The organism is Sinorhizobium sp., from assembly GCF_059070375.1.
Map to the genome: position 1 here is coordinate 285,790 of NZ_JCACWC010000001.1, position 11,939 is coordinate 297,728.

Here is an 11,939-nt window from a genome sequence, read left to right on the forward strand (position 1 = left end):
ATTACTCCTGTGGTCGAGAGATCGGGAGGAAGAGATGTGGCCTCAGCGCGCCCGCGGGAAGGCGCAGCGGCGCCGCGACGGAGCAAAGCAGACGGGCGCGGACGAGTTCCACCATCAGGCCGATCGTCGCGCAGAGTTGCGCTAGCGTGGCGACGCGGAAAGCCGCCGGCCTTTCGGCAAAAAGCGAAAGCGTTGCCGCAATCACGGCCAAGTAGTAGACGAAAAACCAGAGGCTTGCGCGCTTCTCCTCGACCAAGTCCTGAACACGCGGTACTGCGACCCGCCCGAGAACGGGGCCATAGCATTCGAGCCATGTCAAAAACGGAACAATCTTGTAGAGCTGCGCGAGGCCAAGGCCGGTCAACCAGCCAAAGACGAAGAGGTAGACGAGCGCCGCTGCGTCTTCACCTGCCGCGACCCGTGTGGTTGGCACGGCGAACATGACCACGGAAGCGAAAAGAGCAGCAAAGGCCGCATAGCTCGCGCGGATGTTTAGTTCCACGGTTTTGCGGCGGCGCTCGCGAAGCAGGCGCAAGACGTCGGCCGCGTAGAGAACGGTGGCGAAGACGGCCAGAAATGCTGCGGTGCTCTTCGCCCCTTCCACGGCTTCGCTATTCACTGCAATGGAGACGATGCTGGCAACGACGATCGCCAGGGCAGCGGCGCCCGTCCACCAGACGATCCTGCCTGTGGCCCGCGTGTCATCCGGCGCAAGCATGAACATCGGCAGCAGCCTATAGCTGACGCCGATCGCGGTGAAGGTCAGCCAGCCTGCAAGGCCAAGCGCCGCGTGAAGCGGCACTCCCTTGAGGAGAAGCGCGATCGCCGCAGCACTCGTGACGGCGCCAGTTAAGACGAGCGTGAAGGCGCCGCCGGCAAGAACCGCGACGATCAGCGCGCCGAGACCCACAGCGACGAAGCGAGCGGGAAGCGGCAGCGGTCGCGCCGAAAGTAGCGTCGCCGCGAGCATGATGATGACGAGACCGAAGCCCATCGCCAGTAGGAGCGCGCCGGACGGCAACATGGCCGGCGATACCCCTTCCGCCCCGCCAAGTGCAGCAAAGCCGCCGAGGAGCAGAAGAAGTCCGGGAATAAGGAGCATCAGAGCCGGGAGAGCCAGCCGCCTCCCGCGAAGCGGCGCCGCAACCAGCACCGGCACGAACTGGAGCAGAGCCCCCGTCATCAGGAGGCCCAGCCAGCCGATGACGACGACGTGCACAAGCGCCAACGTCGCGGGTGCTTCGACGGCGGCGAACGGATGGCCATAGCCCGCTGCCATCACGCCCTGCCCGACCATCAGAAAGAGGCAGGCAGCGGCGAAATAGGACATCGTCCATGGGGAAAGCGTGACTGCTGGCATTTAAATCACCATGCTCGGTAATTGTTACCTGCGGGGCCGGATCAATGATCCGAGTAGCAGCAGCATTCGCAGCCGGAGCCGTTTTCAAGACGGGCGATCTCGACGCGCCAGACTGCCGGCCCTTCTTCCAGATAATCCCAGCCGAATTCGCCTGGGAAAGTCGTTTCCAACTTGTAGTGGAGCGGCCGCGGATCGTGGTCGCTGGTGATCAACATAGAGCTGCCAGCCGGGAGCGTTTCGAGCATTCCGAAGATGCGCGGATGACGCTCGCGCGGGGGAACGGTGCGGACGTCGATGGATGGTTTCGCTGGTGTTTGCGTCATTGTCTTGGACTTCTCTGTTGGCCGCCCCTCGTGCATTCCGATACGGCAGCGGCTGGAACCAGATCGGAAGTCGGACCCTATCCCTGAGAGCGCCGTCTCACTTTGACGGCGAGCAAACAAATCTAATTCTCTTTAGTTGCAAAACGCTCTCCGCACTTTCGCGAGTTCACCGACGGGCTGCTTGGCGTGCCATTCGCCCTCGATAAGGCGCCTGTTGTCCAGGCGGTCGAGTTCCTGATTTTTCGTCGCTTCGGTTGTGAGGGTGCTCTACCGCAACGCACGGCGCTTGCGCACGAGAATTGGCCCGTATTCGACGCAGAACAGCGCGAAGGCCATGATCCACGCGCTTCCGGAGACAGCATAGAGACCCGCTGCGACGACGGGAAGTATTTCAGCCAGCGGGCGCAACAGTGCCGAAACGACGATCGCGGCATATGAGGCGGCCGTCAATCGCGATGCGGTAAGCGGATAGCCCGTGTGGCCGCGGCTCGCGCGGGTCATGACTGCTAGCATCATCGCGGCGATGGCCCCCACCGTGAGCACATGCATGACCGAACGTTCTTCGACGAAGCCAAGCGCGCCCATGCCGATTGCGGCGAAGCCCAGGGGAACGAAGGCATAGGCGACGTGCAGTATGACGAGCAGCATTTCCGGCCAGGTGCGCCAACCGCGCCAGCGGGCGAGCCGGACGGTGTGCAGCAGTGCGGCGGCAAAAGCCGCCACCGCCGTGAGCTGATGGTCGGGAACAAGCGTCCATGCGCCAAGCGCTGCGATGCCTGCGAGAATGGCGCCTGTGTCGAAGTGGTTGTAGGGAACCGGAAATTCGGTCCGGCCGGCACGATTCAACCAGTTGCGGGTGAAACTCGGCAAGATCCGACCGCCGATGATGGTGACGAGTACCACATAGGCGGAAATGCCGAGGCGCATCGCGATATGGACATGGTCTCCCGTGACCACGGCGAAATGAAAGCAGGCATTGGCAAGCGACAACGCGAGAAGACCGCCCAACACCTTCAAATCCTTCCACTTGCGGCCGGCGATTACCTCGCGGGCGCAGATCAAGAGCAGCGCGGGTAGGAAGAGGCAGTCTATCGCCGCTGCGGGCGGGATGCCGATCACATCCGGGGACAGCAGCGCCGCGCGTCCCGCCAGCCACAGCGCGAACAGCCCGGCGAGCGGCCAGCCGGAGACGGGGAGGCGGCCTGTCCAGTTCGGTACCGCGGTCAGCAAGAAGCCGGCAAGGACAGCCGGGGCGAAGCCAAACAGCATCTCGTGCGCATGCCAGGCGTGAGGCCCATACCCTCCGGCGATTTCGAGATGACCTGCCAGGGCCGCGATCCAGAGGGTCATAGCGACGACCGCCCAAACAGCGGCGCCGAGAAAGAAGGGTCTGAATCCGTATGAAAAGAGCACCGGGCCCGTGCGGGCGAGGCCCCGCGGCACGTAGCCTTCCCGCTTGGCCACCTTTGATCCATTCATGATTCAACTCCTAATGTCTGGGTCGCCTCTGACTACCGGAGTTGAGCAATGTCTTCTTTGACAATTGGCAAAGACATGGCAGCTGGGTACCGGCGGCCACGCCGTACGGAGTTGTAGCCCTGCTGACCAAAATGTCGCACCAGGGCAATTTGCCTGTTTGCTCCACCTCAAAGAGCCTGCCCGCCACCACCCTAGAATGAGCATGACCGGGCGATATTCGCTCCGTCTTCTCAAGGAGAGGTTCCATGTCTGAGCAGTTCCAGATGACACGTCGCAGCATGCTGGCCGGCGCCGCGATCGCGGGCGCACTGACGCCGCTGGTTGGCTCCGTATCGGCCCATGCGGAAGAGGCGGTAGCCAAGGTGGCCTCCCTCGGCGTCGCGTCGCTGCCGCGCGTCAAGGTAGATCTCGTCAAACCGCCCTTTGTCCACGCCCATACGCAAAAGGCCGAAGGCGGCCCGAAGGTCGTCGAGTTCACGCTGATGATCGAGGAGAAGAAGATCGTCATCGACGAGCAGGGTACTGAGCTCCATGCCATGACCTTCAACGGTTCGGTTCCCGGTCCGCTGATGGTCGTGCACCAGGACGACTATGTCGAGCTGACGCTCATCAACGCGGACACGAACACGCTGCAGCACAATATCGACTTCCATTCGGCAACCGGCGCGCTGGGCGGCGGCGCACTGACGGTCGTGAATCCGGGCGAGACCACGGTGCTGCGCTTCAAGGCGACCAAGGCGGGCGTCTTCGTCTACCACTGTGCACCTCCCGGCATGGTTCCGTGGCACGTCACTTCGGGGATGAACGGTGCGATCATGGTGCTGCCGCGCGAAGGACTAACCGACGGCAAGGGCAAGCCGCTTACTTATGACAAGGTCTACTATGTCGGTGAGCAGGACTTCTACGTGCCGCGCGACGCAAACGGCAAGTTCAAGAAGTATGAAAGCGTCGGGGAAGCCTATGCTGATACGCTCGAAGTGATGCGCACGCTTACCCCGTCCCACATTGTCTTCAACGGCGCAGTCGGGGCGCTCACCGGCGACAACGCGCTCAAGGCCGCCGTCGGCGAGAAAGTCTTGATCGTCCATTCGCAGGCAAATCGCGACACGCGCCCGCACCTGATCGGCGGCCATGGCGACTATGTCTGGGCGACCGGCAAGTTCCGCAATCCTCCCGAGGTCGATCAGGAGACCTGGTTCATACCCGGCGGCACGGCGGGCGCTGCCTTCTACACCTTTGAGCAGCCCGGAATCTATGCCTACGTCAACCACAATCTGATCGAGGCGTTCGAGCTCGGCGCTGCCGCTCATTTCGCCGTTACCGGCGATTGGAACGACGACCTGATGACCTCGCTCCTTGCTCCATCGGGTACCTGACTGAAGCCGGTCGCCCCGATGGCCCGCGTCGGAGCGACCGGCACACTCGCCGCCAGATCTCTCGGTGAGACCGGCAAGGAACGACAGTCGAAAGGAGGCCGCCATGGACGCACTTCCAAAAGGCAGAGAAGTCGCTCCCATCTCGCTTGCAATACCCTCCGCGCTCTTTCTGATACTCGCCGGAATCCTCGCAATTGAGACAGGGCTGCTGGGCAGCGCTCCGTCGGGCAGCGCCCTTGATGAACCGCCCGTCGTAACCGTAGCTCCGAGGGATTTCCGGTATCGTGCAGCCGGGGAGTTCTTCAAGAACGGCTATGCCGTCGACGGGCCGGTGGAGACTGTGCGCATGAGCGCGCCGCTCATCATCATGAAATATCAAGTAACCGCCGCAGACTACGCGCGCTGCGTCGCGGAACAGGCATGCCCGCCCGCCGAACCCGAGCACGTACCCGCAGATCCTGGAAGCACGCCGGCAACGGGCGTCAGCTTCGACGATGCGCAAGCTTATGCCGCCTGGCTCAGCCGGCGAACCGGCACGATCTGGATGCTGCCGACTGACGAGCAGCTCGCCTTTGCGGCCGGCAGCCGTTTTCCCGACGACGCGCTCGACGTCGAGGACGACGGCTCCAATCCAGCCTTGCGGTGGATTGCCGACTACTACCGCGAGACCGCGCGCAAGGCCTCCCGCGAGCCGGAGCCGCAGCGACTCGGACATTTCGGCGAAAGCGAGACGGGCCTCACCGACTTTGGCGGCAATGTCTGGGAATGGACGACGACCTGCGTTAGGCGTGTCACGCTCGACCGCACAGGAAGCATTACCAGCGACACCTCATCCTGCGGCATCTACATAGCCACGGGCAAGCATCGCGCCGCGCTCAGTTCCTTTATCCGCAAGCCCAAGGGGGGCGGCTGCGCCGTCGGCGCGCCCCCGGACAACGTCGGCTTCCGTCTAGTGAAGAATACCCGTTGGTATGCACGCCTGCTGCAGGCGCTTCGCGAGAAGGGCCTCGACGTCTGAGGTGCATCGCATTGAAGGGTGCTTCTCAAGCACTCACGACAACCGCGTTCTGTCGCGCCGCGGATACTCTGCTTTGTTCCCTCCTTCCGCCATGATAGTGAGATCATGGTCGCGTTGGTTCCGATCCAAGGAATCCTGCAGTAGGAAAATCGAATGAAGATCGACCGGAGTGTCGTACGGTCGCTTGCCCTGTTCGACAGGATGAGCGACGCGGATCTGGACAGGATGCTCGCCCATGCGACGGCAAGGCGCGTGCCCCAAGGTGACGCTGTTTTCGAGCAAGGTCAGAGAGCCACAAGCTTTTTCCTGCTCCTGCACGGGCGGCTGAAGGTGACCCAGGTCACCGAGGACGGTCAGCAGATCATCGTGCGCGTCGTCCATCCGGGTGACCTCTTCGGATTTGCAAAGGCGCTGCAGCGTTCGGATTATCCCGGTACTGCTACGGCCGTTACGGAAAGTCTTGCTCTTTCCTGGCCTACGGATCTCTGGCCGCAATTCGTCGAGCAGAATCCGCATCTAGCCGTCAGCACCATGCAGACGATCGGCCAGCGCCTCGAAGAGGCACACACGCGGATTCGCGAGATGTCGACCCAGGAGGTGGAGAGGCGCGTCGCCCATGCGGTGCTGCGCCTTTCGCGGCAGGCGGGCAAGCAGGAAAAAGGCGGCGTCCGCATAGACTTTCCGATCTCCCGCCAGGACATAGCTGAAATGACCGGAACCACGCTGCATACGGTGTCGCGCATTCTCAGCGCCTGGGAGCAGAAGGGACTGGTCGAGGGCGGGCGGCAAAAGCTCATCGTCTGCGACCTGCCAGGCTTGACGGCGCTCGCAGACGGCGGGCGCGACTAGACGGATTTCCGATGGCTATTTGACAAGCATCAAAGAGCAGGTGCTCTTTCTATTCTATCTCCTTGTAGCAAGAACCGAACAGGGTTCTGAAACCAAGGAGAATTTCAAGTGCGCATAATCGCAAAGGGCATGGCAGTCGCCGCAGTTCTTGCCGCCTTCACCGGCACAGCATTCGCCGCCGATTTCGAGGTCCACATGCTTAACAAGGGCTCCGAGGGAGCAATGGTCTTCGAGCCGGCATTCGTCAAGGTAAATCCGGGCGACAGCGTCACGTTTGTTTCGACCGACAAGGGACATAATGTCGAGACGATCAAGGACATGATTCCCGACGGGGCTTCGGCATTCAAGAGCAAGATGAACGAGACCTACAAGGTGACTTTCGACGTGCCAGGAGTCTACGGCGTGAAGTGCACGCCGCACGTCGGCATGGGCATGGTCGCGGCAGTCGTCGTCGGTGACGCGCCCGCCAATGTCGAAAAGGTAAAGGCAGTGAAGCTGCCCAAGAAGGCGCGGGAGCGCCTCGACGCGGCGCTCGCCGTTGCTCTCCAATAGTATCGGCAGCACGCCAATTAATAACCCGGCGCAGTACAAGCCCGTCTGCGTCGGGTCTGTTTAGTGCTGTCATTGTTGGTTTCAGCGATATCGCATGAATGGACGGACAAGATCGCCCGCAAAGATGCAGGCCTCCAAGGAAGTGTGGGGAAGATCTTCGGGACCATCAACACGCGCGAAAAGTTCCTCGACCACCGCTTGGAACTCGCCAAGCACGAACGGGCGCGGCTCAAGGCCAACGACATCCTCGAGTGCCGCAACTGTCATTCGTCGGCAGCGATGACCTTTCCAAGCAGACTAAGCGTGCCGCAGAAATCCATACGCGCTAACTGCTGCCGGGCAGGGCGACCTGCATCGACTGCCATAAGGGCATCGCTCACGAACTGCCCAACATGCAGGGCGTTGTCCCCGGATGGAAGCTGCCTCCGGAACTGGAAGGTGAGACGCTGCCCTCCGCTTCCGCGATCGATGAGCTAAAGCGAGTCTTGGACGAGGCCCACAGCGCCGCGCTCGCGAATTGAGACCGCCGGCTCCGACGCATTTGGGCGGCGCTTCTGAAGCCTCCCGGCACGGGGAGAACAAAGGATTATCGAACCATCAAGACCGGCAGGATCGGTGCGTCAATCATCGTCTTAGTTACGCCGCCGAATATCCTCTCGCGGATGCGCGAGTGCCCGTAGGCGCCGATCACGATCAGGTCGGCCGAAGTGTCGCGTGCGTACTGGACGAGTACCTCTTCGACCGGGCGGCCGGCACTCGGAAGCCGGGCGACTGTCACTTTGACCCCGTGGCGTGCAAGATAGGTGGCGATATCGGCGCCGGGTTCTTTGCCGTTCTTGATCTTTGGATCGACGAGCACCAGGTTCACCCCCTCGGCATTTCTCATCATGTCCAGCGCTTCGCGGGCGGCCCTTGTGGACTCGATGGTCGAGTTCCACGCAAGAAGGACGTTCTTCGGTTGCAAGGTGGCCGATCGGAGATTCGCGGCGAGCAGGACCGGCCGTGCCGAAAAGAAGAGAGCACCTTCTATGACTCCCCGCCGCAGGAGCTCATCTACCCTTAGACTTGTGCCGATCAAGGTGACATCCGCATATCGGGCACGCTCTCCGACGTCTTGCCCGAGCCGCGTCGTCTCTGAGTATCGCCCAGCCACATCGAATGAAATCCCGGTATTTCCGAGAATCTCCTTAGCTTCTCTGACCGCTTGGCGCAGTTGCTCCATGTCACTGTCACGGCTGTCAATCCAGGCGTCGGAAATCGCTGAGAGGTCTCCCATCGGAGGGAGAGTGGCTATCTTGCTAGCGAGAACCGAGAGGTGCGCACCCTCCGATGCACAAAGATCTGCCGCTGCTCTCAGGTCATCTTCGAATTGGCTGACACCAACGACGAGGAGGATCGTCTTGTACGTCATTGATCTGGTCTCCCGAACCCAATTTAAATGCAGAGCGATCCTACTCTGCGTCTCGGCGGCTACATTGATCACGGTCAAGAGCGTCGTGATGGACTTCCGTCCTGAAGCGATCCGCAGCAAGCGGCGGGTTGGCTGTTTACTCCAGCATGGTCTATGGAAGAGTCTGCATGGTGCAAATACACCGAAGACGCTAGACACTGCAGCGGTAAATAGTCCTTTGATGGATGATGGGATGCATTCAGAGAGCGTTTTTGAGAGGACTCGGTTGGGAAGGTTGCTCTTCAGGTGGAGAGGCCACGGCGTCGCAGCGTATGTTGTCGCCGCGATAGTCACTTCGAGCGTTCTCGCCCTCAGCGTGACACTAGGCGAACCAATCGGCGAAGGCCTTCTTCTCTTCTCGCTTATCCCTGCCATGCTCGTCGTGGCGCTGGTCGGCGGCCGGAATGCGATCCTCTTTGCGGCCGGGCTGTCGCTTTTTGCAGCGGTTCTTCATCAGCAGATCACGAGTGCCGACGGTCCGAGTCTCGTGGAACTGGTGGTCTTCGGGTCGGCAGTGCTTCTGATCGTGGCACTGGGAGAAGTGCTTGAGGCGGCAAAACGCGCCATCGACCGGACCGAGAACGTCATAAAGGCCCGCGACGCTCATCTGAGATCGATTTTGGATACTGTTCCCGACGCCACAGTGGTCAGCGCTACCGATGGCACAATCGTGTCCTTCAACGCCGCGGCCGTGCGGCAGTTCGGATACACGGAGGAGGAGGTTATCGGCCAAAACCTGCGCATATTGATGCCGGAACCCTACCGCCACGAACACGACGGATATATGCAGCGCTACATGAGAACGGGGGAAAAGCGCATCATCGGTATCGATCGCGTTGTCTCCGGGCAGCGGAAGGATGGATCGACGTTTCCGATGAAGCTCGCCGTGGGAGAGATGCGGTCCGGCGGCGAGAGGTTCTTCACGGGCTTCATCAGAGACCTGACGGAGCGGGAGGAGTCCGCCGCAAGGCTCGAGCAGATACAAGCTGAACTGGCGCGCCTTGCCCGCCTCAACGAGATGGGCGAGATGGCCTCGACGCTCGCCCACGAACTGAACCAGCCCCTTTCGGCGATCGCCAACTATGCGCATGGCTGTACGAGGCTGTTGCGTGACATGGACGACGCCATAGCTACACGAATGCGCGAGGCACTCGAAGAGGTGGCGAGCCAGTCGCTGCGGGCCGGCCAGATCATCAAACATCTCAGGGAGTTCGTCACAAAGGGGGAGACGGAGAAGGCGCCGGAAGACATCCGCAAACTGGTGGAGGAGGCCGCCGCGCTGGCTCTGGTCGGCTCCCGCGAGCAGGGCGTCAGAACCGTGTTCGAATATTTGCCCGGTGCCGAAATGGCAATGGTGGACCGTATCCAAGTCCAGCAGGTCCTCATCAATCTGATGCGCAACGCGATCGAGTCAATGCGCCTCGTCGACCGCCGAGAGCTGACGATCCGCACTATGCCGGCCGGTGGGGGGGAGGTTGCCGTCCTTGTCGAAGACACGGGTGGAGGTATTCCGGAGGAAATCTCCGGCCAGCTCTTCAAGCCGTTCGTCACGACCAAGGCTAGCGGAATGGGCATCGGGCTTTCCATTTCGAAGCGGATTGTCGAGGCGCATGGCGGTGAGATGACAGTCTCGAAAAATGCGGCCGGCGGAGCCACCTTCCGGTTTACGCTTCCCGCCTATGTAGATGAACGGATCGTTGCAAATGACTGATTACACCGTGCACATTGTTGATGACGAAGAGCCGGTCAGGAAGTCGCTGGCCTTCATGCTGACAATGAACGGATTCGCCGTGAAAATGCATCAATCCGCCGAGGCCTTTCTGGCTTTCGCGCCGGACGTCAGAAACGGGGTTCTCGTCACCGACCTGAGAATGCCGGACATGTCCGGCGTAGAGCTTCTGCGCAATCTCGGGGATCGCAAGATCAATATACCCTCGATTGTAATTACGGGGCACGGCGACGTACCCATGGCGGTGGAGGCTATGAAGGCGGGGGCCGTGGATTTCATCGAAAAGCCTTTCGAAGATACCGTGATCATCGAGGCAATCGAGAGGGCATCTGAACATCTGGTCGCTTCGGAAGCCGATGCGGATGAAGCCAACGATATCCGAGCAAGGCTCCAGACGCTGAGCGAGAGAGAACGCCAGGTGCTCTCGGCAGTCGTCGCGGGCCTTCCCAACAAGTCGATCGCTTATGATCTGGACATCAGTCCTCGCACCGTCGAGGTGCACCGTGCCAACGTGATGGCCAAGATGAAGGCGAAGAGCCTTCCCCATCTTGTGCGAATGGCTCTGGCCGCAGGTTTCGGCCCTTCCTGATCCGCCGAGTTGATCTCGCGCAATGCGGTGCGTTGCCGCAAGCGGCTTAATGGCGGCTCATTGCTGCCAGTTGCAGGGCAGATTGCGCGGGACTTAAATTGTTGGATGCGAAAACCATTATCGTCGTTGCAGCGGACCAGGGCATCCGGCGGTCCGTGGCATTCGCCCTGGAGGTCGAAGGATATTCCACTGAATCCTACGACACTGTGCAGAAGGCTGAAGCCTCTTGCCGGCAAGCGCTCTGCACCATTCTCGACGATGACGTACTGAGATCCGAGCCTCAGGCCGCGGCGCAATTCCTTAGCAATAGGGGCCGCCGGGCCATACTGCTAGTTGATGGCCTGTCGGCCCTTCAGCAACGTGTTGACAATACGACATTGACGAAGCCGTTCACCGGTGCCGACCTGCTCGGCGTGATCAACAGCCTGATCGAGGCGGCTAAGTAGTCTCCCTTAGTGATCTAACCGAATTTCTCCAAGTCACGCGAATTGGCAATCTGTCCCCACATCGAACGGGGGATAACCATGTACGCCGCTGCACAAGCCAAACCACAGTCCATCGAGGCCGAACACCTTGGACCGGCCCCAATTGCTGGGCCCCATCTTGTCGCCACCTACAAGCCGGGTCGCGAGATCTATGCCCAAGGCGATCTCAACGACAAGTGCTATCAGGTTTCGATCGGAGCCGTGCGTGTCTACCGTCTCCTTTCAGATGGACGCCGACAAGTCGTGTCCTTTCATCTCCCAGGCGAAATGTTCGGTTTCGAAGCGGGATCCAACCATTCTTTCTTTGCCGAAGCCATCACGGAAACAACATTGGCCGTTTTCGGGCGCCGGCATATGCAGGAGCGTTCGCGGGAGCTTCTCGCGCTCGCCTTGACCGGCATGGCGCGGGCTCAGCAGCACCTTCTGGTGATCGGCAGGCAATGTGCCGTGGAACGGATCGCCGCATTCCTCGTTGATCTTTGCGAACGTCAGGGAGGAGGCAGGCAGCTACGCTTGCCCATGTCGCGACAGGATATCGCGGACTATCTCGGCCTGACAATCGAAACGGTGTCGCGCGTGGTGACAAAACTGAAGGCGCGCAGCGTCATCGCGCTCAGGGACGCAAGGACGATCGATATCGTCAAGCTGGAAGCTCTGCGTTCGCTCTGCGACTAAGACTGGCCGGGGCCGCGAAATCGGCCCCTCTGATTCTCCGCCGCCGCCAATCCG

Annotated in this window: 13 protein-coding genes and 1 pseudogene; 10 read left to right on the plus strand and 4 right to left on the minus strand. The window is 60.9% G+C overall.

What is annotated here, in order from left to right:
• Nucleotide 1: 1 nt before the first annotated feature.
• The 3 genes from AC5J09_RS01410 to AC5J09_RS01420 form a co-directional block, all read right to left on the minus strand.
• A complete protein-coding gene (locus tag AC5J09_RS01410) occupies nt 2-1,360 on the minus strand; it encodes a hypothetical protein (RefSeq protein ID WP_494296658.1) in 1,359 nt (452 codons plus the stop codon).
• Between the two features lie 41 nt (nt 1,361-1,401).
• A complete protein-coding gene (locus tag AC5J09_RS01415; protein WP_494296659.1) occupies nt 1,402-1,683 on the minus strand; it encodes a DUF2249 domain-containing protein in 282 nt (93 codons plus the stop codon).
• Nucleotides 1,684-1,950: 267 nt separating this feature from the next.
• Nucleotides 1,951-3,162, minus strand: coding sequence for an NnrS family protein (locus AC5J09_RS01420; RefSeq protein WP_494296660.1), 1,212 nt, complete (start codon nt 3,160-3,162; stop codon nt 1,951-1,953).
• Between the two features lie 245 nt (nt 3,163-3,407).
• On the opposite strand from AC5J09_RS01420, the gene nirK reads away from it, so the two are divergent.
• The 6 genes and pseudogenes from nirK (at nt 3,408) to AC5J09_RS01450 (ending at nt 7,478) form a co-directional block, all read left to right on the plus strand.
• Complete coding sequence (gene nirK / locus AC5J09_RS01425; protein WP_494296661.1) at nt 3,408-4,538, plus strand: copper-containing nitrite reductase; 1,131 nt, start codon at nt 3,408-3,410, stop codon at nt 4,536-4,538.
• Between the two features lie 103 nt (nt 4,539-4,641).
• Nucleotides 4,642-5,556 carry an SUMF1/EgtB/PvdO family nonheme iron enzyme gene (locus AC5J09_RS01430; RefSeq protein WP_102763127.1) on the plus strand — a complete coding sequence of 305 codons (915 nt, stop codon included), beginning with the start codon at nt 4,642-4,644 and terminating at the stop codon, nt 5,554-5,556.
• 153 nt (nt 5,557-5,709) lie between these two features.
• Nucleotides 5,710-6,405, plus strand: a complete 696-nt coding sequence (locus tag AC5J09_RS01435) for a Crp/Fnr family transcriptional regulator (RefSeq protein WP_324765262.1) — start codon at nt 5,710-5,712, stop codon at nt 6,403-6,405.
• A 108-nt stretch (nt 6,406-6,513) separates the two neighbouring features.
• On the plus strand, nt 6,514-6,957 hold the full coding sequence (locus AC5J09_RS01440; RefSeq protein ID WP_494296662.1) for a pseudoazurin: 444 nt from the start codon (nt 6,514-6,516) through the stop codon (nt 6,955-6,957).
• Nucleotides 6,958-7,101: 144 nt separating this feature from the next.
• A pseudogene (locus tag AC5J09_RS01445) lies at nt 7,102-7,203 on the plus strand (NapC/NirT family cytochrome c); the annotation flags it as partial.
• Nucleotides 7,204-7,310: 107 nt separating this feature from the next.
• Nucleotides 7,311-7,478: a hypothetical protein gene (locus AC5J09_RS01450; protein ID WP_494297045.1), complete on the plus strand. Its 168-nt coding sequence runs from the start codon at nt 7,311-7,313 to the stop codon at nt 7,476-7,478.
• 65 nt (nt 7,479-7,543) lie between these two features.
• On the opposite strand, the gene AC5J09_RS01455 is transcribed toward AC5J09_RS01450, so the two are convergent.
• Complete coding sequence (locus AC5J09_RS01455; RefSeq protein ID WP_494296663.1) at nt 7,544-8,368, minus strand: universal stress protein; 825 nt, start codon at nt 8,366-8,368, stop codon at nt 7,544-7,546.
• 232 nt (nt 8,369-8,600) lie between these two features.
• Between AC5J09_RS01455 and fixL the strand changes: the two genes are divergently transcribed.
• From fixL to AC5J09_RS01475, 4 genes are all read left to right on the plus strand, one after another.
• A complete protein-coding gene (gene fixL, locus AC5J09_RS01460) occupies nt 8,601-10,118 on the plus strand; it encodes an oxygen sensor histidine kinase FixL (protein WP_494296664.1) in 1,518 nt (505 codons plus the stop codon).
• On the plus strand, nt 10,111-10,725 hold the full coding sequence (fixJ, locus tag AC5J09_RS01465) for a response regulator FixJ (protein WP_127712309.1): 615 nt from the start codon (nt 10,111-10,113) through the stop codon (nt 10,723-10,725). Before fixL ends, fixJ begins: the two co-directional genes overlap by 8 nt.
• 98 nt (nt 10,726-10,823) lie before the next feature.
• Entirely contained in the window at nt 10,824-11,171 is a 348-nt protein-coding gene (locus AC5J09_RS01470; RefSeq protein WP_494296665.1) for a response regulator transcription factor KdpE, read from the plus strand.
• A gap of 78 nt (nt 11,172-11,249) precedes the next feature.
• Nucleotides 11,250-11,885 (plus strand): helix-turn-helix domain-containing protein, encoded by a 636-nt coding sequence (locus AC5J09_RS01475; protein ID WP_324765266.1) that lies wholly within the window; start codon nt 11,250-11,252, stop codon nt 11,883-11,885.
• The last annotated feature ends 54 nt before the right edge of the window (nt 11,886-11,939 follow it).